The following is a 23263-nucleotide window of genomic DNA, read 5'->3' as shown; positions in this document are numbered from 1 at the left end:
GCGATTCTCCCTAGTATAGGCCTCTGATAATCTCTCCATCCTCTAGGTAGGTAAACTGCTCCGTCAAATCTGACGTGAAAACCTGATACATTTCCTGAAAGCTCACGGCCAGCGAGTAGCGGTCAAGGTCTTTGCGGTCAATCCAGAATACCTCGCCTTCTTCGGATGAGACCAGTTCTCCCTCAAAACGATTGGTCTTGTAAAGAAAAACGATATAGCGCTCATCTTTTTCAGTGTAAAACTGCTTGACACCACACAAGCGAGGCTCATAGATCGTCAGGCCCGTTTCTTCCTTGATTTCCCGTATCACTGATTTGACAAAGGACTCACGATGTTCAACATGACCGCCTGGAAAGCAGAGGCCGGTCCAATCATCATTTACTTTGTTTTGCACTAAAATGCGGTCTCCATCATAAACCATACACATATTTGTTAAAATAACTCGCTCCGCTCTTGACATCTCTGCTCCTCCATCTACCGACTGATTCGCTCGGCCTGCTGTGATTCATTATAACATAAAAGGCATCAAATTGATGAAAATCCAGATTTCTCAGCCCTTCCAGCAAAAAAACCGCCGATTGGGCGGTTCTTATAGGGAGATTATTATGAAAAAGAAAAGTTTTAGGATTTCATCAAATAAAGTTAGGAGGTCTTCATTTGATGGTTATATTATATAAAGCTTATCTTAAAATTAGCTAAAAATAATTTTAGATTTTATAATTCTTGCAAAAGATATTGAAATAGCTCTAAGTTGCCCTTTTCTTCGTTGATCAAAAACTCTGGATGCCACTGAAGGCCGATGATACGACTGCCATCCACAGCCTCAATCGCTTCGATGGTATTATCCCTTGGGTCAAAGGCAGTTGCTCGGAAATTAGGCGCCAAGTCCTTGATGCTTTGGCGATGGACAGAATTAATCTGGCTGCCCTGACCAAATAACCGCTCCACAACACTGCCTTTCTCTGTACGAATGGAGTGCGAAGTCCCAAATGGTTGCCCCTGCCAATGATTGTCAATCTGCTGATTAAGCGTGCCACCAAAAGCGACATTGACCAGCTGCAGACCACGGCAGATGGCCAAGACCGGCTTATCCTGACGAATAGCTTCCTTTAAGAGTGCCAGCTCAAACTCATCCCGAGGCAGATTGTAATCATCGCTATCGATGGCCTTTTCCTCTCCATAAAACTGTGGATGAACATTTTGACCGCCTGATAGAATGAGCTTATCAATGGTTTCTATATAGTCCTTGACCAGACTTTTATCCCCAACAGGAATCACCATGGGCAGACCGCCGACCAGCTTGATGCTTTCGGCAAATTTGCAGGATACAGATGAATGAATATTTTTGCCCGCCTGATCCACTGGACAAAGATTAGCCGACACTCCAACAATTGTTCTGCACATAGATGATCCCTCCTTAACTTGATATAGAATATCTTACCATTCCACCTCTCCGCCGTCCAATAGTATTTTTTAAAGCTGTCCATAAAAATTTTTTATGTCAAGAACAGTTTGCCACAAAAAGGGATCACAAAAAGGGATATAGTAGCGACAGACAAGAAAAAATCAGCAGAAGTCTGCTGATTTCATTTTTCTAATTCAAGCATGACACTGACTGCCGTCAAGGCATAAAGCGGAGCAGTTTCAGCCCGCAGGATACGTGGACCTAGACCTGCTGATACAGCACCAGATTTGCCAAAGGCTGCTATTTCCTCTGGCGAGAGACCACCCTCCGGTCCAAAGATAAAGAGCACTTTTGCGCCAGCTGCCAAGCCCGACAGAGCTCGGACCAGAGCTGCAGATTCTCCTGTTTTTGCCGATTCTTCATAAGCCACGATGATGGTGTCAAATTGAGCCAGCTGAGCCAGAAAATCTGCCTTTTTATCAAAGAGCCGAACCTCAGGAATCAGATTGCGCTTGCTCTGCTCTGCTGCTCCCTGAGCAATTTTCTCTAGTTTTTCGCTCTTTTTGGCCAGCTTTTTGCTATCCCACTTGGCCACCGACCAGTCAGCTGGAAAGGCCCAGATAGCATTGGCTCCTAGCTCTGTTGCCTTTTGAGTGATAAATTCCAACTTATCACCCTTGGGAAATCCTGAAGCAATGGTCACTTGAACCGGCAACTCGGTATTGTCCGCCAGCTCCTCCAAGATTTCCAAGCTCTGCTGACTGGGGTCCAACACCCGAGCCAGTCGCTTCATGCCATCATCAAAGACCAGTGTGACTTGGTCGCCCTCTTTGAGTCGCATGACTGAAAACATATGTTTGGCCGTGTCCTTATCCGTGACCACCAGAGGAGACTGAGGACTTCCTTTTATAAAATACTGCTGCATCTAACCACCTATTACGCCTGAAATATCCTGCGTTTTCTTAAAGACACAGGCATTCCATTCGCCCTGAATCATATGCGTTTCCAGGAAAAATCCTGCCGCTTCTGCTGACTCGCGCACCATTTCCCACTTCTCAGAAATAATCCCACTCATAATCAGATAGCCCTCATCCTTGACCAGACGGTAGGCATCCTCTGTTAGATGGATGAGAATATCGGCCAAAATGTTGGCAACAATGACATCCGCCTCGATTTCTACGCCTCGGAGAAGATCCCCCGGCGCCACATGAATGTTCTCCATACCAGGGTTGAGCCCAATATTTTCCTGCGCCACTCGCACCGCTACCTCGTCTAAATCATAGGCGTAGATGTCCTTAGCCCCCAAGAGAGAGCTGGCAATGGAGAGAACGCCGCTGCCCGTGCCTACATCCAACACCGTTTCTCCGCCCCGCAAGACCTGCTCCAGCGCAAAGAGGCTCATCTTGGTCGTCGGATGAGTGCCTGTACCAAAGGCCATACCAGGATCCAGTTTGATAATCTTCTCACCAGCAGTCGCCTCATAGTCCGTCCAGGACGGCACAATGGTCAAGTCATGGGTAATCCGAGCTGGCTCAAAGTACTTCTTCCAGTTATCCGCCCAGTCTTCCTCAGCCAGTTCCTGCCGAGTCAGCTGAATATCGCCCGTCTCCAATCCGAATCCATCCAGCTCAGCCAGTCGCTCATTGGCCTGGGCCGCAATGGCCTCTATATCCACTGAATCCGGGTAGTAGCCCGTAATCTTGACCCGTTCGCTCTGCTCAACTTCTGGAAAAAGCTCACCGTATTGGTCAACCTGCCCCAGATAATCTGCGCTGTCATCAATAGCCACACCCTGACTGCCCAGCTCAATCAGAATATTTGAGGCCGCTTCCTCCGCCTCACGCTTCACTTCAATCGTTAATTCCTGCCAAGTATCCATTATTAAAATACCAAGCCCGTAAAACATAAAGCCAAAATAGGAAATTCTCTGACGACGCTTGCGTCTAAGAGAACCTTATCTTTTTAGCACAGAGTTTAGGGCGGGTTCAGTTTAGAAATTTAACTGAACAATCCTTTCTTTGTTTATTTCATTGTTTTCGTCATGTAGACCATATCCATGCCCTCTTTTTCAGGCTCAGTATGGGTCTGATGATAGCCGTTTTTCTCATAAAAAGCGACCATGCCTTTATCTTGGAAAACCGTACACAAATCCCATTGCCTAATGGTGGAGAAGGCCTCCTCTATCAGACCAAGCCCCTCAGAGCCATATCCTTTGTTCTGGTACTCTGGCAAAATCGCCACTGTCCCAATCCAGCCTGCTGTCTGTTCATCATTTGTATTCAAGCGGATAAAACCGATAAGCTTATCGGCATCTTTGACAAAATAATAAAAACTATTTGGGCGCTCGACCAGTTTCCAGCGAATCCGCTCTCGCTCCTCCAGATAGGGGTCGTATTGATCCTGATATTTCTCATAAACGGCCTTAAAACTCGCTCGCTGAATGGCAATAATGGTTTCTAAATCCTCAGCTCGCGCCCGTTCAACATAAATCATGCTCGCACCTCCAAATAATCGCTCAACCTGTCCTGCAGCTGTGGAATAACCTTGTCATCTGATAAGAACTGGCTTACATCCATCATCTGATAAGTCTGCCCCTCATCGCCAAAGGCAATACTGGCAAAATCTTCCTGAGTGATGGTTCCCACCATAAAAATAGAAGTTTCGTCTGGATCAAGCATTCCTTGATATTCCTTAGCCCAGACAATGGAAGCTTCTTCAAGCTTCAAACCAAGCTCTTCAAAAACCTCTCTTTGGACGCATTCCAAAGGTGTCTCCTCGCCTTCGCGGCCACCGCCCGGCAGCTCCCACATATTGGGCCAAGGAATGGTTGAAATATCGTCTCGCAAGATAGTCAGCAGCCTGTCATCACAGAGTAAGGCGATCTTGCAGCCAGAAAATTCCATCTGTGTGTGCAGCAAATCTAGTCCTTCTGCATTTTCCATAAGCGCCTCCTAATACCTCGGATAAGGATAAAAGTTCGTCTCAGTCAACTCAGCTCTGCCATTTTCAAAAGCCTCAGCATTCCAAGCCATCTCAAACTCTGCTGCCTCTGGATCTGCTAAGAAGTCCATGAGCGCATCGAGGCCAGACTCAGCTGTTTGGCTTAGGAAATCCACGAAATAAGCCAGAAACTCCCGTGACAGCCCCTTCTTAGGCTCATAGGGCAGGGCTGCCAGATAGTCCTCGGCATCAAAATGAGACTTGGCTGGATTGTAGAAAAGCACAGCCTCCTCAAAGTAAATATCCTCAGCCGAGGCATTGCCCTCAGCATCAACTGTCTCAACCCCTCCTGGATTTTGCACCTCAAGGAGAAAGGCCACTTCCACTGCGTGATTTTTCTTGTCCCAGTTAATCTCATAGTCAAAAGGAAAGCTCTTCCCCATTTCCTCGTCCAATATCTCCAAAAAACCGTACTTAGCCATGATTTCCTCTTTTCATTGTGATAAAATATTACTATCTACAATAGTAACACAAAAAGCCAAGAAAAACACTTGCAGAAAGGAAATCTTATGCCAGAAAACCTCGCCCTACGCATGAGACCGACCAGCATTGATCAAATCATCGGCCAGCAGCATCTGGTCGGACCTGGGAAAATCATCCGTCGCATGGTTGAAGCCAACCGCCTGTCCTCGATGATTCTATATGGACCACCCGGCATCGGCAAAACCTCCATCGCCTCGGCTATTGCCGGCACAACCAAGTTTGCCTTTCGGACCTTTAACGCCACCGTAGATAGCAAGAAGCGCCTGCAGGAGATCGCTGAAGAAGCGAAATTTTCCGGCGGACTGGTTCTCCTGCTAGATGAAATTCACCGCCTGGATAAAACAAAACAAGACTTTCTGCTGCCACTATTAGAAAGCGGGCTAGTCATTATGATTGGGGCGACGACGGAAAATCCTTTCTTTTCTGTCACTCCCGCTATTCGCAGCCGGGTTCAGATATTTGAGCTTGAGCCCCTCAGCAACGACGACATTCGGACAGCCATTCAGTTAGCCTTGACAGATAAGGAACGAGGATTTGATTTCCCAGTGGAGCTAGACGATGAAGCTCTAGACTTCATTGCTATCTCTACCAACGGAGACCTGCGCTCTGCCTATAATTCACTGGACCTAGCCGTACTCTCTACCCCAGAAGATAGCAAGGGCATTCGCCACATCACGCTCGATGTCATGGAAAACAGCCTGCAAAAAAGCTATATCACCATGGATAAGGACGGAGACGGCCATTATGATGTCCTCTCTGCCCTGCAGAAGTCTATCCGTGGCTCCGATGTCAATGCCAGTCTCCACTACGCAGCTCGCCTTGTTGAAGCTGGAGACCTACCTAGCCTAGCTCGACGCTTGACCGTTATCGCTTACGAGGATATTGGCCTGGCAAATCCTGACGCCCAAGTCCATACCGTTACAGCTCTAGAAGCTGCCCAACGGATCGGCTTTCCTGAAGCCCGCATCCTTATTGCCAATATTGTCATTGATTTGGCGCTGTCGCCCAAGTCCAACTCAGCCTATGTGGCTATGGACAAGGCCTTGGCTGACCTACGGAGGAATGGAAACTTGCCCATTCCCCGCCACTTACGAGACGGCCACTATGCCGGCAGCAAGGAATTGGGCAACGCACAGGACTATCTCTACCCTCACTCCTATCCTGGCAATTGGGTCAAGCAAGACTATCTACCTGATAAGATAAAAGATGCCGATTATTTCACTCCCAATGAAAATGGCAAGTACGAGCGAGCCCTTGGGATGACCAAGGATAAGATCGATGACTTAAAAAAATGATGGCATCGTTTGCAAAAAATCACATTTTTCTCTTGAATTTTTCAAAATTTATGGTATTATAATTATAGAAACGCTGTGGTGTACGACTTCACACTTAAGTGTTGACCGACTATTTTTTGTATTATTAGGGAAACAAAAGACTTCTAACAGCGTGCAAGCCGTGTCACGCGGAAGCAGCTTCAGTTAGAGCGAGTTGCCCACCTGCTTAATTGCGCGGGTTCAATACAAATCGTGAAGGTCCGGCACCAATACAGCTTTTTCTCTTGCCTCCTTAGCTCAGTTGGTAGAGCAGTAGACTCTTAATCTATGGGTCGCAGGTTCGAGCCCTGCAGGGGGCATAGAAAGTATGACTAAGAAAGCCTATTCTATAGGCTTTTTTACTTGCTCTGAAATCATTCTGCCCCATCATTTGCCCCACATTTTTTTATGAGCAATCTTTCCAAACATCTCTTATTTGATTAAATTCTTCAAAAATTTTCTCTTCTAAAGTGTGTCCATACACTTCTACCAACATCGAAATATCTCTATGCCCTAAAATTTTTGCAATAACTCCAAGGTCAAATCCTTTGTGCCAGAGGTAGCTTCCATAGGTGTGGCGTGCTCCTTTTGTCGTGATAATTGGATAAATATCTAATTCATTTAAAAGAACACTCAAAGCTTTATTGACACTTGCAATATCTGGTACCAAGTGAATATATCCATAATGCTGAAAAATCATTTTATACCTATTCTTGATTCCTAGCTCTTTATTAGCCTTCTCCTGTTCAATTTTTAGAAATTGTAATATCTTAATACATTCTTCGTCTATCGGTACCATCCGAATGGACGTTTTGTTTTTTGGAGGGACAAATTTATGAGAAAGGGTATTAAACCTCCTATATGTTTTTAGCAGTCCTCTGTCAAAGTCAACTTCATTCCAAGTTAACGCTATTAACTCTCCAAATCTCATGCCTGTTTTTAATAGAAAATAGACGATATAAGGAACAATTGAACGTTGGTAATCAAATTTTCTCTTTACTGCTAAAAGTAAATCCAGATAGTCCTTTTCGGTATGTAAATATTTCTCTTCCGTCATCTGTTGTTCTTTGGATGAAAATAACTCGACATGTTGTGTAAAATCATCTATTAGAACTTTGTCGGCAATTGCCATTTGGATGCTCTGATGAATCCCAGTATTCAATCTACCAAGAAAATTTCTACCAACTGTTTGCCCATACTTATTCATTATTCTTTGGTATTCACTCGCACGAATTTGAGTGACTTTTTTATTTCCAAATAATCTTTCAATTGTGTTTTTACGGAGAAGATATTTTTTCTTTGTCTCTTCCGACCTACTACTCGGTAGAATTTTTAATTCAAGCCATTCTTGATATAGATCTACAAGAGAAATATCTCTAGAAATTCTTTTTCCTAAACGAAGTTCTTGCAGAATCGGTTCAGCTTCTGACTCTGCAAGTTTTTTTGTTTTAAAACCGCTATTATGAACAACAGTTTTTCCTTCGTTACGAATTTCATAGGTCCATAAGTTACTATCTCCTCGCTTTCGGTAACGAACACTTGCCATATTACGCCACCTCTGTTCCTAGAATCTCATTTACAACACTTTTGGGAACAACCATCAAACGTTTGCGATTATAAAATGTATAGCCTCGTGATACAAGTAATTCTCTTGCCTGATGAATGATATCATTCGCTGTATGAGGGCGATAGCCCATTTCAATTAATTCTTTGTTACTAATTAAATTATTGTCCATAGTTATCCTCCTTATTTATTTCCTAAATTCAGAAACTCACCTACAAGTAGTTGTAATTCTGTATTTAATTTAGGGAGATTCTGTATTAATACTTCTTTTAATTCTTCCGCAAATTGGTTCGTTTCTTCTCTCAATAGTTTGCGGACTCTTGTTTTTTTCTTTTTGATGCTGTCTGATTTTAAATTTGGAAAAGCCAATGACAACAGTTCAGGATTGTTGAGAAAGATAATTGTAAATGCTCTTTGCTCCACTCGAATATGTTCTAGCTTATAAAATCCGAAATTATCGAGTCGATTCATAATATCTTGGACCATCTCCTCTCCAATTGCTTTGGTTCTGAGTTGGAACTCTAGTCTCCACCAAAACGGATTTACACCCAAATCTAGCTTCTCTTCGCGCTTGTGAGCAATAATTTCTTTGTTCTTATCATATAACCTAACTTGTACATTACTACCGCTAGAACCCCAATATTTCGTCTCTAATTCGCCCCCTCGACCATAGAAGACCTTATGGGTAACACCACCTTTAATATGTTGTAAATTAACGATTTCAGGCCTGTTGAAAATGTCAAATGCCAAATCAAAACGAGACAAACGTACCGTCAATGAATTCAATCTGGCAAAGTACATTAATTGCCTCCATACTTTCATTCCATCAAATTCTTTTAAAGTATTAGGATTGAAATCAATTCGAATCAATTGTTCATTTCCATAAGTGGATAATTGAAAAAATATAATATTGATTGAATCATACTCATTAAAATCTTTAGCTAAAGTAAAGACATCATCTCGAACATTATCATATATTTCAAATGAATCAACTCTTGTACTTATTGCCTGTTTCAGATTTTTAAAAATTTGTCTTAGGGAACCAATGTCTGTATCCCAGATAACCGTTAATCTATCAATACTGACATCTAACCGCTGTACTAATTCTCCTACATCACATCGTTCTTGAATACTTCTTAAATCTTGTATAGAAACCAACAAAATTGTCCCCCCTTCTTTTAGATTTTTTAGGTTTCAGAAACACCGTCAAATCAACGATTGCTCGTTCCGTCGTTCTTTGGGCGTTGCCCTAAGTGTCCCTTTTTGCTGGCTGTTAGAATAGCCAGCTTTTGCTTGGCTAGAAATTGTCTGGACGGCAGTCTGCAGGACTTCGCCTGACTTCCCGTCAGGCTCGTCCCTTGTCCTTGTCCACACAATTTCTAGCTCCAAGGCTTCGAATAGTCATAAGTCATAGTCTCGTCCTCAACTTCCTCCTCACTCACTGTCCCTAAACTTATGAACTATTTTTTATCATTTATAACTTATTTCTAAGTTATAAATATATTTTATAAAAAATATTTGGGCAAGTCAACTAAAAACTTGATTTGTAAGTTTTTAGGTGATAAAATAAGTTAAAAATAAAAATAGGAGTTTCCCATGACCTTTATTATTCAAAATTTTGGACCCAATTTGGCACGACTACGCATAGAAAAAGGGGTAAGCCAAACTCAACTAGCTGAAGATTTAGGAATCGGTAAACAGTCCATCTCTGATTACGAAAAACAAAAAAGCTATCCTACCTTTGCAAATTTGGATAAGATAGCAGAATATTTTAATGCAACTCCAACCCAACTCTTTGGAACGAGTAAAGAGATTGAGTTAGAAAAGAGTGTTCTTGAATCGAATGAATACTCTGATAAAGTAAGTGAAATCTTAAAAGCTGTTAAATACATCGAGCATTTCCTACATACTGATGGACAGTACTTAGAGGATTTACTTTACCTAACAAGAGGCAACCAACTATACACAGAAGATGGAAAAGAGTTGTATATTGATCCAACTTCTCAGAAAAGAACACTTCATACCCAATATGAACCTGGTTTTATTGAAGCAAGAGATAAATCTCCACTAGAACTCTTAATTGAAAATAAGGAGCTATTAGATTAAATAAAAAAAGCGAGTTTTAGGCTCGCTTTTTCTATTGTATAATCTTATTCTTCAGTTCTTCCGGTTGCTTAGTTGCATTGAACTCAACTCGTTTTGTTGTTCCATCTTTCTCAGTATGATAATAACTTGAATGTTTCAACACCCATTCTTTATTACCAATCATCAAACACTCCGCCTGTGAGTTGGTACATGAGGTAAATGTGCTCCAAGGTTTTGACAATTCGCGTCACATGAAGTTATTTAAGCATTTCCTTTTCTCTCATTACCATTTTCTGTTATAATAAATTGTACTTCTAAAATAGAAAGGTCTTAAGATGACAACTCTTATTAAACATAAACGTGTAGAATTTTCAGAACTTTTTTATGACTTAGTTTTTGTTTTTGCAATTTCAAAAGTAACTACTTTAATTGACCATCTTCATAACGGTATTTTGACTTGGAATTCTTTCCTTGATTTTTTCATTGCTACTTTGCTTCTCATCAATTCCTGGATGATTCAAACCGATTATACCAATCGCTATGGAAAGAACTCTTTATTTAACATAGTAATCATGTTTATCAAAATGGGAATTTTACTCTTTATAGCCAATATGATTGGACCTGATTGGCAACAATATTTTCATTATCTCTGTTGGGCTATTGGTACATTAACCCTTACCTTATTTTTTCAATATTTGGTTGAATTTTTTAGAAAATCAACCGATGATGTTAATCGGGAAAGTATCAAAGGTTTTCTATGGATAACAGCTCTAGGAAGTTTAGGAGTCTATCTAGCAGCTCTTCTTCCTATTTACGTTGGAGTCTCTGTCTTATTTGCTAGTATTCTGCTAACATTTATTATGCCAAGTATCTTGCTTAATAAAGATAAGCATTACCAGGTAAATCTCCCCCATTTAATCGAGCGCATCTCCCTTCTTGTCATTATTATGTTTGGAGAGATGATTACGGAGCTAGCTAACTTCTTTACAATCGAGAATTTCTCGATTTATTCGGTTCTTTATTTCATTATTATGATTTCTCTGTTCTTGTTTTATTTTGGTCAATTCGACCATGCTATTGATGAAAAATCTAATCAAAAGGGGCTATTTCTAATTTACAGTCACTATCCTATTTTCATTGGACTTATGATGATGACTGTATCGATGGGCTTTCTTCAGAATCCTGAAGCTAATCGTCTCTTTGCAACCAGCTTCTCTTATATCGGATTTGGCCTCTTTCAAGCTGCTGTCCTAGTAAATGGGCCCCATAACAAACACTATCTTCGCTATTCGAAAAGTTACTACTGTGTCCAAGCGACACTCTATCTGGCTGCCTTGATTCTCTCTTTAATCTTTGCTTCTAATCCTATAATAGTAGTGAGTATAACAACCATTTTAGCTCTAGCTATAGCCATTCATTTTATTTATTTTTATATGACACAGAATAAAAAATATTCCAAATCTAACTGGGGATTATTTTAATGAGTTTATAACATCCTAAATTGTCAAATTAAGTTAGACTTTTCAAGTAACTCAGAAAAACTTGGTAGGGTGATTGATAATTCAATGATTTCCTAGGAATTCTATTTCTTTTATCAGCTATAGCTGATAAAAGAAATAGTAGCGAGCTGATTATCTATCCAAATGCAGGTCACGGTTCTATCTTCCAATATGCAGACGAATTTTAAAAAGAACCAATTGCTTTCTTGGAGGACTAATATAGTCAAAACCGTTCTAATTACAGGTGCTACTGACGGTATCGGTAAACATTTGGCAAAAAAACTGTCCAGTGAAGGCCATCATGTCATCCTCCACTTTCATTATTTTACAAGTTTTCATTGCATTATCCGCACAATAAAAAGGCTTCAAACCATTGTTTTTGATCAATAGTTTGAAGTCTTTTTTACTTTATTGATTTCAAAAAAGTTGTACTTTCTTCTATGTGTCTTACATCATTCCGCCCATCATGCTGGGATCCATAGCTGGTGCTGCTGGAGCAGGTTCTGGTTTATTGGCTACAACAGCTTCTGTTGTCAAAATCAAGCTAGCTACAGAAGCGGCATTTTGCAAGGCTGAACGCGTCACCTTAACTGGGTCAATGATTCCAGCTTCAATCATGTTGACCCATTCGCCAGTCGCAGCATTAAAGCCTGTACCTGCTTCAGAGTTTTTCAGACGGTCGATGACGATTGAACCTTCGAATCCTGCATTCAGAGCGATTTGGCGAACAGGCTCTTCCAAGGCCCGGAGGACGATGTTGCGGCCAGTCGCTTCATCACCTGTTAATTCAAGGGCAGCTACTGCACCCAATACGCTGACAAAGGCTGTACCCCCACCAGACACGATTCCTTCTTCCACTGCGGCACGGGTCGCATTGAGGGCGTCTTCGATGCGGAGTTTCATTTCTTTGAGCTCGGTTTCGGTTGCAGCTCCTACCTTAATCACCGCCACACCACCGGACAATTTCGCCAGACGTTCTTGCAGTTTTTCACGGTCAAACTCAGAAGTTGTACTTTCGATTTGTGATCTGATAACGGCCACACGATTGGCAATGGCTTCAGGATTGCCAGAACCTTCCACAATCACAGTGCTGTCCTTGTCAACAGTGACTTTAGAAGCTTGTCCAAGCGCTTCAATAGTAGCGTCTTTGAGCTCTAGGCCAAGATCATCTGTAATTACTGTACCGCCTGTCAAAATAGCGATGTCTTCCAACATAGCCTTACGACGGTCACCGAAACCTGGTGCTTTAACAGCCACTACATTGAAGGTACCACGAATCTTGTTAAGAACAAGTGTTGGCAAAGCTTCACCATCCACATCATCTGCAATAATCAAGAGCGGACGGTTGGTTTTCAAAATGTTTTCCAATAATGGGAGAATTTCTTGAATGTTAGAAATTTTCTTGTCTGTAATCAAGATATAAGGGTTGTCCAGATCGGCCACCATTTTTTCACTATCCGTCACCATGTATTGAGACAGGTAGCCACGGTCAAACTGCATTCCTTCTACGACATCCAGTTCTGTTTCCATACCTTTGGACTCTTCAATGGTGATAACGCCATCGTTGCCAACTTTTTCCATAGCTTCAGAGATGTACTCGCCGACTTTCTCGCTGCGAGAAGACACGGCAGCAACCTGAGCAATCGCTTCTTTGTTAGAAACCGGAATCGCCGTTTCTTTCAGAGCGCTGACAGCAGTCGCAACTGCTGCTTCAATCCCGCGGCGGATACCGATTGGGTTAGCACCCGCAGTAACGTTTTTAATTCCTTCACGAACGATAGCTTGGGTCAATACAGTAGCAGTCGTTGTTCCGTCTCCAGCGATATCGTTGGTTTTTGAAGCCACTTCTGACACCAGCTTAGCCCCCATATTTTCAAAGTGGTCTTCCAGTTCGATTTCCTTGGCAATGGTCACACCGTCATTGGTGATGAGAGGTGAGCCAAAAGATTTTTCCAAAACAACATTGCGACCTTTAGGGCCCAAGGTTACCTTGACAGTATCTGCTAGAATATCCACACCACGAACCATTGCACTACGTGCATCTGATGAAAACTTAATATCTTTTGCCATTTTTAAACCTCTTTCTTAGATTTTTACTCCACAATTGCAAGAATGCTTGCTTCTCCAACAACCAAGAATTTCTCATCCTGATCTTTGACTTCAATGCCAGCATGGCTTTCAACTAAAACCTTATCACCTGGCTTGACACTTGGTGCGACCAATTCTCCATTGAGCGTACGGATCCCTTGGCCGACTGCGATGACTGTCGCTTCTTTTGTCGCGTCTTGCCCTGCACCAGCAATGACAAAGCCACCAACTTTCTGTTCTTTTTCTTCTACTTTTAAGACCACACGGTCACCTAATGGTTTTAACATCTTTTTCCTCCAAAGATTGAATTTTAGCACTCTATGACATCGAGTGCTAATCTATAGTTATTATTTTATCACTTGGTCAGAAATAGTCAAGAAAAAACTTTGCCGAATGACAAAGTTTTTGGGGAAATTAATTGGAAACATTATTGAGCTAACTTCAGTTTCTCTTCAAAATCATCAATAACCTTTTGCAAATTTAGTCTACCCTTGTAGATGCCATAGCCAAAGACCAGCATGACAAGAATTCCCAAAATAGCTAAGATGACTCCTACGATGAAAAGAAGCAGATTGGTTCGATGAAAGAGATAGATCAGGACAAAATTGATTAATTCCTTTCAAAAAACGAAGGTATCCTCATGGAATACCTCCGTTTCTGTATATATTTATTCAAATACAAATTGATTGTGGTAGAGCTCAGAATAGAAGCCGCCTAGATGCAGCAATTCATGATGATTGCCTCTTTCAATGACTTCCCCATCTTTTAGGACAATAATCTGGTCTGCATTCAATATGGTCTTTAAGCGGTGAGCGATGACAAAGCTGGTTCGGCCTGCCACAATAGCCTCCATCGCGCTCTGAATCTTGCTCTCGGTTACCGTATCAACATTAGAGGTGGCCTCATCCAAGATCAGCACTTGAGGATCGGTCAAAAGGGTTCGAGCGATCGAAATCAATTGCTTTTGACCTGTTGAAAAGATGTTTTGATCATCATCTACGATTGTATCGTATTTATCAGGCAAGCTTTCAATATACTCGTGAATATGGGTAGCACGCGCAGCGATTTCAACCATCTCCTGACTTGCATCCGGCACTCCAAATCGGATATTGTCTCGAATGGTTCCACTGAACAAGACAGAATCTTGCAAAACGATACCTACATGACTGCGCAAGCTATCTAAGTCATAGTCTCGGATATCGCGTCCGTCAAATTCGATACTACCCTTATCCACATCGTAAAAACGATTGATCAGGTTCATGATGGTCGTCTTCCCTGATCCTGTCGGTCCTACAACAGCAATCATCTTACCTTTTGGCGCTGAAATGGAAACATCTTTCAAAATCGGCTTACCTTCGACATAAGAGAAATCCACATGCTTTATCTCGACGCCTTCTCTCAGCTCGGTAAAGGCTGGTGCATTCTGCGGGCGCACTTCCTCGGGCGCATCAAACATTTCCTGAATCCGATCCGCACCAGTGAAAGCCAGCTGCAGACTTCCCCAGCTTGCCGCAACCTGAATGATAGGCTGATAGTATTGTTGAGAAAACTGTGTAAAGGTTGAAATCAGACCAATGGCTACTGAGGTCTTCACATTAGGATCATTGAGCATAATGGCTGAACCTACAAAAATCACGATAGCCGTATTGATCAGGCTCATTCCGTTCATGACAGGAAAGAGCAAGCCAGCAAAAGCGCGTCCTTTGAAAGTAGCTGACCGAACCTTATCATTTTGCTGGACAAAGCCTTTGATGACTTCTTCTTGCATTCCCTGCACAATGACTACCTTCTGGCCGGAAATCGTCTCATCCATATAAGCATTGAGCTGACCAACTTCTTTTTGCTGCAAGTCTGTGTACTTGCGAGCCAGCTTGACGATGGACACCAAGACAATGATGGCTACTGGCGTACTGGCAATCGTCACCCAAGCCAAGGTCGCATGCCGCATAAACATGATGACAATCAGGCCGATGTAGAGAGCGATATTGCTCATCACTTGGACTAGGCTCTCGTTGAAAGCCTGCAAGATATTATCTAAATCGCTGGTAAAACGCGACAAGATATCCCCGTCTTGATGGCGGTCAAAGAAGGAAACGGTCAAGCGAGCTAATTTCCCAAAGAGACCCTTGCGCATTTCATTGGTTGAGTAGGAAATGATCCGACTCATCAATAGCATGTAAATCAAGCTCGATAGCGAAAGGAAGATGAAAGCCAGCGCTAAATTCCACATGATTCCTTGGAAAGCGGCAAAGGCTGAAACATCACCTGAAGCAAGCTTGCCACTCGCAAAAGCACTACCCAACTCCACCAGCTCACTGATGGCGAGACCTGTAAAAATCGGAAAGAGAACCTGTAAAACCGTCGAGATGACAATCATAATCATGACGACCAAAAAGGCCAGTTTATACTGCTTGAAATATTGCCAGAAAAATTTTGCTGTCTTCATCTTAGTCCTCCTTTCCTTTTTGTGTCTCATAAATTTCTCGGTAGACATCATTTGTAGCGACCAAGTCTGCGTGTCTACCTTGGCCAATCAAACGCCCTTGATCTAGCACCAAAATCTTGTCCGCATGAACCACGGAGCTAATCTTCTGGGCAATAATGATGGTTGTAGTTCCCTTCAAATCCTTGTTCAGCGCCTCTTGGACCAGCTTTTCGGACTTGGCATCCAGAGCGGAAGTTGAGTCATCCAAGATAAGAATATTAGGATTGCTGACAACACCACGCGCGATGGACATTCTTTGCTTTTGTCCGCCAGAGAAATTATTTCCCCGTTCTTCGACTTGGCTGTTGTAGGTATCTTCCATACGATTGATAAACTCGCTTGCCTGTGCAATGCGCGCCGCCTGTTCTAATTCTGGCAAGCTGGCATTTTGCTTTCCTTGACGCAGATTGTCCGCAATCGTCCCCTTAAATAAAATAGCTTTTTGCAGAACGATGGAGACATTTTTTCTCAGCGAAGCTTCACTAATATCTCGCAGATCCTTGCCACCAATTTTGATGGAGCCTTCCTGAGGATCAAAAAGACGTGGAATGAGCTGGGCCAGAGTTGATTTTCCTGCTCCTGTCGCTCCGACAACACCAATCATCTCTCCCGGTTTGACTTCAAAGCTAATATCCTTGAGCATGGGCTCTGTATCTGTCGGATAGGTAAAGGTCACATGGTCAAAGACCAGACTACCTTCCAAATCTTCTTCAGCTTCATTCTTGAAGGTCATCGCTGGCTCCGTATCCAAAACCTCCTTGATCCGCCGAATCGATACCATGGCACGCGTAACGGTATTGCCCAAAAAGCCAACCATGATGATAGTAAACATGATTTGATTCAAATAAGAAATGAAAGAGACAATCGAGCTAACCAAGCCTGGATCCATCTGTATCATGCTAGACAAGAGCCACATGGTCAGATAGACAGCCCCGTAGCCGACGATCATCATCATTGGTTGAACGATCGAAAAGGCATAACCAATAAAGAGATTTTGCTCCAAAAGTTCATCTGAAACTTGCGTAAACTTCTGATACTGCTCTCTCTCCTGCACGAAAGATTTGACGACACGGACGCCACGCAGGTTTTCTTTGGCAATCGCATTGATCTTTTCTAAGAGAACTTGAAATTTGGCAAAGCGTGGACCCATCAAGCCCATCATCACTCCTGTCAAAAAGAAGACCAAAAAGACCATCAGGACAATCACCCACCACAGGGAGGGAATAGTCACCACCGCCAAAATAAAGGAACCTAAAAATAAAATAGGCAGGCGGAATAAAATCTGGAACATCATCATGACCAAATTTTGTACTTGGTTGATGTCGTTTGTCATGCGGACAACTAGATTCCCCGCATTGAACTGTTCAATATTGGCATAAGAGAAAGTCTGGATTTTCCGAAAGGTTTTTTCCCGTAAATCCGACGACACACCTTGGGAAATATAGGCTGCCAGGGTCACATTTGCCCCGCCAGCAAGCAGGCCAACCAAACCAAAGCCCAGCAACCAAGCCCCCAAATGATAGATTTCTTCTCGATTTCCTGACAAAAGAGCATTCAAGACATCTTTGAGATATAGGGGCTGTAACAGCGAGCTAGCCAGCATCAGCGATGTCATCAGAAGAGATAAAAAGATAAATAATTTATAGGCTGATAAAGCTTTTCTGAACATAATTCCTCCTCGTAGATTTTTAACTTTGTTTAGCTTCCTTACTATATCATAGATAAAAACAATGTCAAGTAAGAAATTTCAGTTATTATATGGTACAATATAATAAATAACTCTAAATTGACTGAGTCCTTTTATAGGTCTCGTACAAGGAGAAAAGATGGATAAACAACGAATTGCTGTGATTGGTCCTGGCTCTTGGGGAACGGCTCTGTCTCAAGTCCTCAATGATAATGGCCATGAGGTCCGGATTTGGGGCAATATTGCAGAGCAGATTGACGAGATCAATCACCAGCATACAAACAAACGCTATTTCAAAGATGTGGTTCTAAGCGAAGAAATCAAGGCTTATCACGACTTGAAAGATGCTCTAGAAAACGTAGATGCTGTGCTTTTTGTCGTGCCGACCAAGGTGACCCGTCTGGTAGCCCAACAAGTTGCGCAAACCTTGGATCACAAGGTAAAAATCATGCATGCATCCAAGGGATTAGAGCCTAATAGCCACAAACGAATTTCGACTATTCTGGAAGAAGAAATCCCTGCAGACTTGCGTAGCGAGATTGTCGTTGTCTCAGGCCCTAGCCACGCTGAGGAAACTATCGTCCGCGATATTACCCTGATTACCGCAGCATCTAAGGATCTCGAAACCGCTAAATATGTGCAGGAACTCTTCAGTAATCACTACTTCCGCCTCTACACCAATACCGATGTCGTCGGCGTAGAAACAGCAGGTGCTCTCAAGAACATCATTGCAGTCGGAGCTGGAGCTCTCCACGGACTGGGCTACGGTGACAATGCTAAAGCTGCCATCATCACACGCGGGCTGGCTGAAATTACCCGACTTGGTGTTAAACTGGGAGCCAGCCCTCTGACTTACAGCGGTCTTTCTGGTGTTGGCGACTTGATTGTCACAGGAACCTCTATCCACTCTCGCAACTGGCGAGCCGGCGATGCGTTGGGTCGCGGCGAGAAATTAGCTGATATTGAAGCTAATATGGGCATGGTTATCGAAGGAATCTCTACGACCAAGGCAGCCTACGAACTGGCTCAGGAGCTCGGTGTCTACATGCCTATCACTCAGGCTATTTACAAGGTCATCTATGACGGCCATGATATCAAAGATGCCATTCATGATATGATGAGCAATGAATTCAAAGCTGAAAATGAGTGGTCTTAATTTACAGTATTTTTTATAAAGGAGAAATTTATGCCAAAAGTCAGAAAAGCAGTCATCCCTGCAGCCGGTCTCGGAACCCGCTTCTTGCCAGCCACTAAGGCACTGGCCAAGGAAATGCTGCCAATCGTTGACAAACCAACTATTCAGTTTATCGTCGAGGAAGCTCTCAAATCTGGAATTGAAGATATTCTGGTTGTCACAGGGAAGTCAAAACGCTCCATTGAGGACCACTTTGACTCCAACTTTGAGCTAGAATACAACCTCAAAGAAAAGGGCAAGAACGACTTGCTCAAGTTGGTGGATGAGACTACTGGTATTGGCTTGCATTTTATCCGTCAGAGCCATCCACGTGGACTCGGGGATGCCGTACTTCAAGCTAAGGCCTTTGTCGGAAATGAACCTTTTGTGGTCATGCTGGGTGATGATTTGATGGACATTACCAATGACAAGGCAGTGCCACTCACCAAACAACTCATGGACGACTATGCAGCAACCCACGCGTCTACAATTGCAGTTATGCAAGTTCCTCACGAAGAAGTCTCTGCTTACGGCGTTATTGCACCGCAAGGCGAAGGCGTCAATGGCCTCTACAGCGTTGAAAAATTCGTCGAAAAACCAGCACCAGAAGATGCACCAAGTGATTTGGCCATTATCGGTCGCTACCTGCTAACGCCAGAAATTTTTGAAATCTTGGAAAAACAAACTCCTGGTGCGGGCAATGAAATTCAACTGACTGATGCCATCGATACCCTCAACAAAACTCAGCGCGTTTTTGCCCGTGAATTCAAAGGCGATCGCTATGATGTAGGCGACAAGTTTGGCTTCATGAAAACTTCTATCGATTATGCCCTCAAACACCCTCAAGTCAAAGACGATTTGAAACAGTACATTATCGATTTAGGCAAAAAATTAGATAAGAAAACGAAAAAATAACAGAAGTGCACAAGCAATAGATTAGCTGATGCATCAGCTTTTAACACTATACAGAAAAACACCTAGTAAATCTAGGTGTTAGATTGAAGAAAAAGTCCATTTTGGACAATTTCTTCAATCTTTTTCTTTTACTGGATAAAGTAAAAAAACTCTTAAAAATAATGTCACATCAACATCTCTAAGAGTTTTCACTATATGATAATCAACCTCTATCAGCAATTTTTCTATTGCTGACAGAGGTTGGCCACATTTTGGAATACCGCTTTAAAAAGCGGTAATTGAATTCATTTCTCAAAAAATTGGTCGTTGAAAAGTCAGAAAAATCAAAATAGCTGCTAATCCAAGGTAGGCTGCCAGTGCTAAAAATCGTTGAGTCTTGCTAAAAGCGTAGCGTTCTCCCGATACTGGTAAGATCACAGCTCCTAAAGCTCCACCGACTAGACCACCCAAGTGACCAGAAAGACTGATTCCTGGTATGAAACTCATGATCAGATTGACAGCTAGCAGGCTCATATAGGACTGGCCTAACTGCTGTAGATAGTAGTTTCGCGTAGCATAACGAAGCACGACAACGGAAGCAAAAAGGCCGAAAAGAGCAGTAGAAGCCCCAGCTGCCAAACTTTCGGGTGAAAAATAGACCACGAATAAATTCCCCATCACGCCTGACATCAGGTAGAGTATCAAGAATTTCCAAGAGCCGAAGATGGCTTCAATCTGTCGGCCAAGAAAGTAGAGCGTCAGCATATTGACCACAAAATGCTCCAAACCAATGTGGATGAAAATAGCAGCAAAAATCCGCCAAAACTGCTCCGGCAGCGCTTGAATCGTATAACCGTGCACGGCTCCAAAGTGATACAAGGCTTCGGAACTGCTGTATTGAAAACCGTAAGAAAGAAACATCAAGACAAAAACAAGGCTCGTCAGGATAAGCAAGATGCTTGTCACAGGATAGTCTCTATCAAAGATTTGCTTCATAAATAAGTAACTCCTTTACCGCAACATCATGTTGAGCTGGTAGAAATTCTGCCTGTTGGACTGCATAAATAGTGCTGATGGATGCTCCTGCAAAATCAGCCAGATAACGGTCATAGTAGCCACCACCGTAACCGATCCGAAAGCCTTGTGAATTGAAAACCACACCCGGCACATGAATCAGATCAATTTCTGTCTTGTCCACAGCCTCTTCGCTCATTGGCTCCATAAGACCAAAAGAGCGTTTTTGCAGGCGACTTTCATCATAGTCCACAAATATCATCCGACCCTGGCCATAGGTCTTAGGTACCAAAACCCGCTTACCATCCAACTGAGCCTGCTTGATAAAGGCTACAGTTGAGACTTCATGCGGCATAGAAAGATAGGTAGCGATAACCTGAGCGTTTTGATAAGCTGTTGAACTAAGCAAGTGCTGGGTCAGCCAGTTATCTGCCTGCTCTTTTTCTTTTCCCGACAGTTTCTTCATCTGGTTCAGTACAGTTTGTCGTAGTTCTTTTTTCATGCGGCTCACCCCACCTTTTTTATCTTTCGTTGATTTTATAATCTAGGAATTTCCCAATCTTTTCAATAGCAAAGGGCAGTGCTGCCTCATCCGATGTCATCTTGGGATGATGGAGGGCATAGGGACTGTCCACTCCAAGCCAGAACATGACGCCCTTGACCTTGCTGAGCAGATAACCAAAGTCCTCGCCTGTCATAGCCGGCGCAATATCAATCAGCTGAACCCCTTCTTCCTTCTGGAAAAAGTCCATCAATTCGTCTGCTAGACTAGGATCATTTTCCACAGGCAGATAGCCGCCTTGCTTGAGTTCCAAGTCCAATTCCAGACCGAAACTTTGGGCTATGCCCTCTGCTATTTCCCGTAAGCGCTTCTGAGTCAAGAGATTCATCTCCTGAGTCAGAGTCCGAATGGTACCATGCAAAAAGGCCGTTTCTGCGATGACATTGTTGGTCGTGCCAGCATGGAGCGAACCAAAGGTCACAACCGCTCCCTCGATCGGATCGACATTGCGGCTGACAATGGTCTGCACCTGGGTGATAAAGTAGCTAGCTGCCACCAAAGCATCATTGGCCTCATGAGGAAAAGCCGCATGGCCTCCCTTCCCCTTAAAGGTCAGCTTGACTTCACAGGTGCCAGCAAAAAGCGTTCCTCTATTAGTGGCAACATCGCCAACTTTGAGATCTGGCCGCACATGGAGGCCGTAAAATTCATCCGGCAACCAGTCGCCAAAGGCACCGTCTTCGTACATGAGCATACCGCCAGCTTCATTTTCCTCAGCAGGCTGAAAGAGAAAGAGCAGATTGTGGGTAGGCTGAGCGCTCACAGCTTGCTCCAGCAGACCTAGAGCCACCGTCATGTGCATATCGTGTCCGCAGGCATGCATCCGACCTTCATGGGTACTAGCAAAGTCCAGACCTGTCTTCTCGACAATCGGAAGACCATCGATATCCGTCCGCCAACCAATCGTCTTATCCGGCGAACTTCCCTTGATAAAGACCAAAATACCCGTCCGCCAAGTTCGGATTTCCACAAAGTCTAGACCTGCTGTCAGTCCATCAATGACCTGCATCAGGTAGGCATGGGTCTTGTATTCTTCCAGACCGATTTCTGGTATCTGGTGTAAATCACGGCGAATGTTCAGATAATCAAGCATTTTTCTTTCCTTTAAAATCTTGTCAGTACAAACAAAGAGTCAGACCGCCCCGATGAAGTTCAAGGGCGGCTATCTTTTAACCAATATTAAAGAGTACGCAGAGCGTCTTCCAGAGCTGTCTTCTGCTGGGTCTTTTCGTCAATTTTTTTGATAACTCGTGCTGGAACGCCAGCAACTACTACGTTTTCCGGAACATCCTGGGTCACAATCGCACCAGCCGCAACAACGGAACCACTGCCAATTTGTACACCTTCGATCACAACCGCATTGGCACCAATCAACACATTGTCTCCAACCCGAACTGGCTCTGCGCTAGCTGGCTCAATGACTCCCGCCAGAACAGCACCAGCACCGACATGACTGTTTTTGCCGACAATCGCTCGGCCGCCCAGAATAGCACCCATATCAATCATGGTCCCAGCACCGATTTCTGCACCGATATTGATGACTGCTCCCATCATGATGACAGCATTATCACCAATTTCAACTTGGTCACGGATAATAGCACCCGGCTCAATACGGGCATTGATGTCGCGCTTGTCCAAAAGCGGCACCGCTGAATTGCGGGCATCCTGCTCCACGACATAGGTCTTATTTTCCTCTAAGTTCACTAGGAGTGGCTTGATTTCTTCCCAGTCTCCAAAAAGAACATTGCCTAACTTCACAACAGACCAAGGAATGGAACCGTGCAATTCTCCATCAAAGGTTACCTTGACAGGAGTTTTTTTCTTGGCATCAGCGATGAATTTGATGATTTCTTGAGCATTCATTTTCGTAGCAGACATGGCGTCACCTCTTTGTTCTTTCTATTCTTTGTTGGGAGGCTGGGACAAAAGTCCTAGCCTCTCAATTGTCTTTGGATTGTCGAGCAAGACGCAGTGGTTGAGTGGGCTCTACTACGCTGATTTCATCAGCTT

Annotated in this window: 24 protein-coding genes, 1 tRNA gene and 3 pseudogenes; 7 read left to right on the top strand and 21 right to left on the bottom strand. The window is 43.3% G+C overall.

The genetic code is table 11. From position 1 onward, the window contains the following. Window positions 1-10: 10 nt before the first annotated feature. The 7 genes from ACWPVL_RS08590 to ACWPVL_RS08560 all read right to left on the bottom strand — a co-directional run bounded on the left by ACWPVL_RS08590 (window position 11) and on the right by ACWPVL_RS08560 (window position 4827). A complete protein-coding gene (locus ACWPVL_RS08590; protein ID WP_062004368.1) occupies window positions 11-460 on the bottom strand; it encodes an 8-oxo-dGTP diphosphatase in 450 nt (149 codons plus the stop codon). Between the two features lie 254 nt (window positions 461-714). Beyond that, the gene (locus ACWPVL_RS08585; RefSeq protein WP_454388295.1) at window positions 715-1404 is read right to left on the bottom strand and encodes a gamma-glutamyl-gamma-aminobutyrate hydrolase family protein; all 690 of its coding nucleotides are present in this window, start codon (window positions 1402-1404) and stop codon (window positions 715-717) included. A gap of 182 nt (window positions 1405-1586) precedes the next feature. Continuing rightward, complete coding sequence (locus tag ACWPVL_RS08580; RefSeq protein ID WP_454388293.1) at window positions 1587-2330, bottom strand: 16S rRNA (uracil(1498)-N(3))-methyltransferase; 744 nt, start codon at window positions 2328-2330, stop codon at window positions 1587-1589. After that, window positions 2331-3284, bottom strand: coding sequence for a 50S ribosomal protein L11 methyltransferase (prmA, locus tag ACWPVL_RS08575; RefSeq protein ID WP_454388291.1), 954 nt, complete (start codon window positions 3282-3284; stop codon window positions 2331-2333). 143 nt (window positions 3285-3427) lie between these two features. Beyond that, window positions 3428-3898, bottom strand: a complete 471-nt coding sequence (locus ACWPVL_RS08570; RefSeq protein WP_454388289.1) for a GNAT family N-acetyltransferase — start codon at window positions 3896-3898, stop codon at window positions 3428-3430. After that, complete coding sequence (locus ACWPVL_RS08565; protein ID WP_454388287.1) at window positions 3895-4347, bottom strand: NUDIX hydrolase; 453 nt, start codon at window positions 4345-4347, stop codon at window positions 3895-3897. The genes ACWPVL_RS08570 and ACWPVL_RS08565 overlap by 4 nt, the downstream gene beginning before the upstream one ends. 9 nt (window positions 4348-4356) lie before the next feature. Next, the gene (locus ACWPVL_RS08560) at window positions 4357-4827 is read right to left on the bottom strand and encodes a DUF3013 family protein (RefSeq protein WP_454388285.1); all 471 of its coding nucleotides are present in this window, start codon (window positions 4825-4827) and stop codon (window positions 4357-4359) included. A gap of 87 nt (window positions 4828-4914) precedes the next feature. Between ACWPVL_RS08560 and ACWPVL_RS08555 the strand changes: the two genes are divergently transcribed. Further along, entirely contained in the window at window positions 4915-6183 is a 1269-nt protein-coding gene (locus ACWPVL_RS08555; RefSeq protein ID WP_454388283.1) for a replication-associated recombination protein A, read from the top strand. 265 nt (window positions 6184-6448) lie between these two features. Then, window positions 6449-6521 (top strand) — tRNA-Lys (locus ACWPVL_RS08550). An 86-nt stretch (window positions 6522-6607) separates the two neighbouring features. Here the strand turns inward: ACWPVL_RS08550 and ACWPVL_RS08545 are convergent. Genes ACWPVL_RS08545 through ACWPVL_RS08530 form a run of 4 tightly spaced genes read right to left on the bottom strand, consistent with a single transcriptional unit; the run spans window position 6608 to window position 9154 of the window. Further along, a complete protein-coding gene (locus ACWPVL_RS08545; RefSeq protein ID WP_009659642.1) occupies window positions 6608-7747 on the bottom strand; it encodes a site-specific integrase in 1140 nt (379 codons plus the stop codon). Window position 7748: 1 nt separating this feature from the next. After that, a complete protein-coding gene (locus tag ACWPVL_RS08540; RefSeq protein ID WP_000369785.1) occupies window positions 7749-7937 on the bottom strand; it encodes a DUF3173 domain-containing protein in 189 nt (62 codons plus the stop codon). Between the two features lie 11 nt (window positions 7938-7948). After that, window positions 7949-8926: a replication initiation protein gene (locus tag ACWPVL_RS08535; protein ID WP_454388280.1), complete on the bottom strand. Its 978-nt coding sequence runs from the start codon at window positions 8924-8926 to the stop codon at window positions 7949-7951. 45 nt (window positions 8927-8971) lie between these two features. After that, window positions 8972-9154: a hypothetical protein gene (locus ACWPVL_RS08530; protein WP_002916824.1), complete on the bottom strand. Its 183-nt coding sequence runs from the start codon at window positions 9152-9154 to the stop codon at window positions 8972-8974. Between the two features lie 207 nt (window positions 9155-9361). Here ACWPVL_RS08530 and ACWPVL_RS08525 point away from each other — a divergent pair, with 207 nt between their 5' ends. After that, the gene (locus ACWPVL_RS08525) at window positions 9362-9871 is read left to right on the top strand and encodes a helix-turn-helix domain-containing protein (RefSeq protein WP_005591592.1); all 510 of its coding nucleotides are present in this window, start codon (window positions 9362-9364) and stop codon (window positions 9869-9871) included. Window positions 9872-10185: 314 nt separating this feature from the next. Then, window positions 10186-11331, top strand: coding sequence for a low temperature requirement protein A (locus ACWPVL_RS08520; RefSeq protein WP_125382826.1), 1146 nt, complete (start codon window positions 10186-10188; stop codon window positions 11329-11331). Window positions 11332-11359: 28 nt separating this feature from the next. On the opposite strand, the pseudogene ACWPVL_RS08515 reads toward ACWPVL_RS08520, so the two are convergent. After that, window positions 11360-11461 (bottom strand): annotated as a pseudogene (locus ACWPVL_RS08515) (IS30 family transposase); the annotation flags it as partial. Between the two features lie 59 nt (window positions 11462-11520). Between ACWPVL_RS08515 and ACWPVL_RS08510 the strand changes: the two are divergent. Further along, window positions 11521-11664 (top strand): annotated as a pseudogene (locus ACWPVL_RS08510) (SDR family NAD(P)-dependent oxidoreductase); the annotation flags it as partial. A gap of 132 nt (window positions 11665-11796) precedes the next feature. On the opposite strand, the gene groL reads toward ACWPVL_RS08510, so the two are convergent. The 5 genes and pseudogenes from groL to ACWPVL_RS08485 form a co-directional block, all read right to left on the bottom strand. Further along, window positions 11797-13419: a chaperonin GroEL gene (gene groL, locus ACWPVL_RS08505; RefSeq protein ID WP_454388277.1), complete on the bottom strand. Its 1623-nt coding sequence runs from the start codon at window positions 13417-13419 to the stop codon at window positions 11797-11799. Between the two features lie 23 nt (window positions 13420-13442). Next, window positions 13443-13724, bottom strand: a complete 282-nt coding sequence (gene groES / locus ACWPVL_RS08500; RefSeq protein ID WP_414291866.1) for a co-chaperone GroES — start codon at window positions 13722-13724, stop codon at window positions 13443-13445. 140 nt (window positions 13725-13864) lie between these two features. Beyond that, window positions 13865-14047: pseudogene (locus ACWPVL_RS08495) on the bottom strand (DUF202 domain-containing protein); the annotation flags it as partial. A gap of 57 nt (window positions 14048-14104) precedes the next feature. After that, the gene (locus ACWPVL_RS08490; RefSeq protein WP_454388274.1) at window positions 14105-15883 is read right to left on the bottom strand and encodes an ABC transporter ATP-binding protein; all 1779 of its coding nucleotides are present in this window, start codon (window positions 15881-15883) and stop codon (window positions 14105-14107) included. Between the two features lies 1 nt (window position 15884). After that, the gene (locus ACWPVL_RS08485) at window positions 15885-17591 is read right to left on the bottom strand and encodes an ABC transporter ATP-binding protein (RefSeq protein ID WP_454388272.1); all 1707 of its coding nucleotides are present in this window, start codon (window positions 17589-17591) and stop codon (window positions 15885-15887) included. Between the two features lie 157 nt (window positions 17592-17748). Between ACWPVL_RS08485 and ACWPVL_RS08480 the strand changes: the two genes are divergently transcribed. After that, complete coding sequence (locus tag ACWPVL_RS08480; RefSeq protein WP_454388270.1) at window positions 17749-18765, top strand: NAD(P)H-dependent glycerol-3-phosphate dehydrogenase; 1017 nt, start codon at window positions 17749-17751, stop codon at window positions 18763-18765. Between the two features lie 30 nt (window positions 18766-18795). Next, a complete protein-coding gene (gene galU / locus ACWPVL_RS08475) occupies window positions 18796-19698 on the top strand; it encodes a UTP--glucose-1-phosphate uridylyltransferase GalU (protein WP_454388268.1) in 903 nt (300 codons plus the stop codon). A 291-nt stretch (window positions 19699-19989) separates the two neighbouring features. Here the strand turns inward: galU and ACWPVL_RS08470 are convergent, their stop codons facing one another. From ACWPVL_RS08470 to dapD, 4 genes are all read right to left on the bottom strand, one after another. Continuing rightward, complete coding sequence (locus ACWPVL_RS08470) at window positions 19990-20673, bottom strand: rhomboid family intramembrane serine protease (protein ID WP_454388266.1); 684 nt, start codon at window positions 20671-20673, stop codon at window positions 19990-19992. Further along, window positions 20657-21193, bottom strand: a complete 537-nt coding sequence (locus ACWPVL_RS08465) for a 5-formyltetrahydrofolate cyclo-ligase (protein WP_454388264.1) — start codon at window positions 21191-21193, stop codon at window positions 20657-20659. The genes ACWPVL_RS08470 and ACWPVL_RS08465 overlap by 17 nt, the downstream gene beginning before the upstream one ends. 19 nt (window positions 21194-21212) lie before the next feature. Beyond that, window positions 21213-22346, bottom strand: a complete 1134-nt coding sequence (locus tag ACWPVL_RS08460) for an N-acetyldiaminopimelate deacetylase (protein ID WP_454388262.1) — start codon at window positions 22344-22346, stop codon at window positions 21213-21215. 86 nt (window positions 22347-22432) lie between these two features. Continuing rightward, window positions 22433-23131 carry a 2,3,4,5-tetrahydropyridine-2,6-dicarboxylate N-acetyltransferase gene (gene dapD, locus ACWPVL_RS08455; RefSeq protein ID WP_048791915.1) on the bottom strand — a complete coding sequence of 233 codons (699 nt, stop codon included), beginning with the start codon at window positions 23129-23131 and terminating at the stop codon, window positions 22433-22435. Window positions 23132-23263 lie beyond the last annotated feature (132 nt).

It is taken from the genome of Streptococcus sp. Marseille-Q8145 (assembly GCF_965112035.1).
This window is presented reverse-complemented; position numbering and strand designations above follow the sequence as displayed.

What these genes read in the sequence shown, in the direction of transcription:
- ACWPVL_RS08580 (WP_454388293.1), bottom strand. Translation starts at nt 2,330, where the DNA reads ATGCAGCAGTATTTTATAAAAGGAAGTCCTCAGTCTCCTCTGGTGGTC.
- ACWPVL_RS08560 (WP_454388285.1), bottom strand. Translation starts at nt 4,827, where the DNA reads ATGGCTAAGTACGGTTTTTTGGAGATATTGGACGAGGAAATGGGGAAG.
- ACWPVL_RS08520 (WP_125382826.1), top strand. Translation starts at nt 10,186, where the DNA reads ATGACAACTCTTATTAAACATAAACGTGTAGAATTTTCAGAACTTTTT.
- ACWPVL_RS08555 (WP_454388283.1), top strand. Translation starts at nt 4,915, where the DNA reads ATGCCAGAAAACCTCGCCCTACGCATGAGACCGACCAGCATTGATCAA.
- ACWPVL_RS08545 (WP_009659642.1), bottom strand. Translation starts at nt 7,747, where the DNA reads ATGGCAAGTGTTCGTTACCGAAAGCGAGGAGATAGTAACTTATGGACC.
- ACWPVL_RS08480 (WP_454388270.1), top strand. Translation starts at nt 17,749, where the DNA reads ATGGATAAACAACGAATTGCTGTGATTGGTCCTGGCTCTTGGGGAACG.
- ACWPVL_RS08525 (WP_005591592.1), top strand. Translation starts at nt 9,362, where the DNA reads ATGACCTTTATTATTCAAAATTTTGGACCCAATTTGGCACGACTACGC.
- ACWPVL_RS08470 (WP_454388266.1), bottom strand. Translation starts at nt 20,673, where the DNA reads ATGAAGCAAATCTTTGATAGAGACTATCCTGTGACAAGCATCTTGCTT.
- ACWPVL_RS08490 (WP_454388274.1), bottom strand. Translation starts at nt 15,883, where the DNA reads ATGAAGACAGCAAAATTTTTCTGGCAATATTTCAAGCAGTATAAACTG.
- ACWPVL_RS08570 (WP_454388289.1), bottom strand. Translation starts at nt 3,898, where the DNA reads ATGATTTATGTTGAACGGGCGCGAGCTGAGGATTTAGAAACCATTATT.
- ACWPVL_RS08565 (WP_454388287.1), bottom strand. Translation starts at nt 4,347, where the DNA reads ATGGAAAATGCAGAAGGACTAGATTTGCTGCACACACAGATGGAATTT.
- galU (WP_454388268.1), top strand. Translation starts at nt 18,796, where the DNA reads ATGCCAAAAGTCAGAAAAGCAGTCATCCCTGCAGCCGGTCTCGGAACC.
- groES (WP_414291866.1), bottom strand. Translation starts at nt 13,724, where the DNA reads ATGTTAAAACCATTAGGTGACCGTGTGGTCTTAAAAGTAGAAGAAAAA.
- ACWPVL_RS08585 (WP_454388295.1), bottom strand. Translation starts at nt 1,404, where the DNA reads ATGTGCAGAACAATTGTTGGAGTGTCGGCTAATCTTTGTCCAGTGGAT.
- ACWPVL_RS08460 (WP_454388262.1), bottom strand. Translation starts at nt 22,346, where the DNA reads ATGCTTGATTATCTGAACATTCGCCGTGATTTACACCAGATACCAGAA.
- ACWPVL_RS08465 (WP_454388264.1), bottom strand. Translation starts at nt 21,193, where the DNA reads ATGAAAAAAGAACTACGACAAACTGTACTGAACCAGATGAAGAAACTG.
- ACWPVL_RS08540 (WP_000369785.1), bottom strand. Translation starts at nt 7,937, where the DNA reads ATGGACAATAATTTAATTAGTAACAAAGAATTAATTGAAATGGGCTAT.
- groL (WP_454388277.1), bottom strand. Translation starts at nt 13,419, where the DNA reads ATGGCAAAAGATATTAAGTTTTCATCAGATGCACGTAGTGCAATGGTT.
- ACWPVL_RS08485 (WP_454388272.1), bottom strand. Translation starts at nt 17,591, where the DNA reads ATGTTCAGAAAAGCTTTATCAGCCTATAAATTATTTATCTTTTTATCT.
- ACWPVL_RS08590 (WP_062004368.1), bottom strand. Translation starts at nt 460, where the DNA reads ATGTCAAGAGCGGAGCGAGTTATTTTAACAAATATGTGTATGGTTTAT.
- prmA (WP_454388291.1), bottom strand. Translation starts at nt 3,284, where the DNA reads ATGGATACTTGGCAGGAATTAACGATTGAAGTGAAGCGTGAGGCGGAG.
- dapD (WP_048791915.1), bottom strand. Translation starts at nt 23,131, where the DNA reads ATGTCTGCTACGAAAATGAATGCTCAAGAAATCATCAAATTCATCGCT.